The sequence below is a fragment of the Streptomyces sp. NPDC002306 genome, from assembly GCF_053593435.1.
In genome coordinates, this window is the sequence record NZ_JBSFCK010000140.1 from 1 (window position 1) to 1657 (window position 1657).

Sequence of the window (1657 nt, forward strand, 5' to 3'; positions counted from 1 at the left end):
AGAAGCCGTATCTCAACCGAACATGATCGCTTGATTTCTGCTGGTCAGGCGTGGTCTAGCTCGGAATGAGGGAGGCATCCGGCGTCTTGTTTCCGCTCCATGAGTGAGGGGTGCGCGATGGCGTCGGTGCTGGGAATGCTGGAGGAGCGGGAGACAGTTACCCGTGTGCGGGTGGAAGGGCTGCGGGAGGAAGTCGCCCGGTTGGCTGGGGTGTTGGAGGCCGCCGAGATCGAGCTGGACCGGCGGGTGATCGCGCGGGAAGAGCTGGTCGAGGCCCTGGCCGCCTCGGCTGCCGAGACGACTGCCGTGACCGAGGCGGAGCGGGAAACCGCGACCTTGCCCGCGCCGGTGCCGGGCTCGATCGTGCCACCTTGGCGCGAAGGACTGCCGGTGACGGTGCTGGCGCCGGACTACCAGCGGATCCTGGGCGTGCTCGAAGAACGGCAGCCGGCGGGCCAAGAACCGCTGAAGGCCAAGGAGATCACGGTGGAGCTGGGCCTTAGGACGACGTCGGCGAAGGTCGAGGGGGTGCGCTCGAAGGCCAGGCGCCTGGCGGAGCGCGGGTGGCTCGTGCAGGAGACGTCGGGGATGTTCAGCGCCGGCCGGCGGCCCGTGGCCGCGCCAGACGCCGCCCCATCCGCGTGACCATTGACCACCGGATCATCGCCTCGCTGCTGGCCGGCAACGTCTCGTAGTCCCGGGCCAGCCGGCGCGAATGCATCAACCACGCGAACGTGCGCTCTACCACCCAGCGCCTCGGCAGCACCACGAACCCCTCGATATCGTCGGTGCGCCTGACGACCTGAAGGGTGAGGGCGAGTTTCCGCCGACACCAGTCGACCAGGCCGCCGGTGTAGCCTCCGTCGGCCCAGACCAGGCAGATGTCACGGTGCAGGCGGCGCAGCTGCTGCAGCAGGCCCACCGCGGCATCCCGGTCCCCGACGTTCGCGGCGGTCACCGCGACGACCAGCAGCAGACCGAGGCAGTCGGTCACGATGTGCCGCTTGCGGCCGCCCACCTTCTTCCCGCCGTCCCAGCCGCGCGAGACGGACGGCACCGAGGCCGCGGCCTTCACCGACTGCGCATCGATGATCCCGGCCGTCGGCTCCGCCTCACGGCCCTCCCGCTCACGCACCCGCCCGCGCAGCCGGTCGTGGAACTCTGTGATCAGCCCGTGCTCGCGCCAGCGGCGGAAGAAGGCGTAAACCCGGCCCCAATCGGGGAAGTCCACGGGCATCGCCCGCCAGGAGATCCCGCCCGCGACCAGGTAACGGATCGCGTCCAGCAGCTGGCGGTGACAGTAGCCCTCGGGCTGCCCGCCCCGCCCCTGAAGCCAGGCCGGCATCGGCAACAACGGCCGGATGGCCGCCCACTCCTCGTCCGTCATGTCCGACGGATACCGGCGCACCCGATCGGGATGGTCGGCTGCGTTGCCGTACACGTGCGCGAGGCAATCACACGATGGAGCAACCGAGTTGAACTGAACGGGCTCGGACGCGTACAACAACGACACCAGGGCCTCCCGGCACTGCTCGGTCAGACTCGCATCCCCGAGCTACCGGGAGGCCCTGTCTTCATGCGCGTACCACGGGAAGATCACCCCGGCGGCAAACCTGTTCGACCCGCACGTTCCATGATCGGTTGAGATACGGCTTCT

2 protein-coding genes are annotated in these 1657 nt (G+C 69.1%); one reads left to right on the plus strand and one right to left on the minus strand.

Annotation, left to right across the window (positions count from 1 at the left end):
* Positions 1-117 precede the first annotated feature (117 nt).
* Positions 118-645 carry a hypothetical protein gene (locus ACWCQK_RS42460; protein WP_451164612.1) on the plus strand — a complete coding sequence of 176 codons (528 nt, stop codon included), beginning with the start codon at positions 118-120 and terminating at the stop codon, positions 643-645.
* Here ACWCQK_RS42460 and ACWCQK_RS42465 read toward each other — a convergent pair.
* On the minus strand, positions 593-1513 hold the full coding sequence (locus tag ACWCQK_RS42465) for an IS5 family transposase (protein WP_451164614.1): 921 nt from the start codon (positions 1511-1513) through the stop codon (positions 593-595). The genes ACWCQK_RS42460 and ACWCQK_RS42465 overlap by 53 nt on opposite strands.
* Positions 1514-1657: the final 144 nt, after the last annotated feature.

Bases quoted from the DNA above. Each gene is read 5' to 3' on its own strand.
- ACWCQK_RS42460 (WP_451164612.1), top strand. From the start codon at position 118: ATGGCGTCGGTGCTGGGAATGCTGGAGGAGCGGGAGACAGTTACCCGT.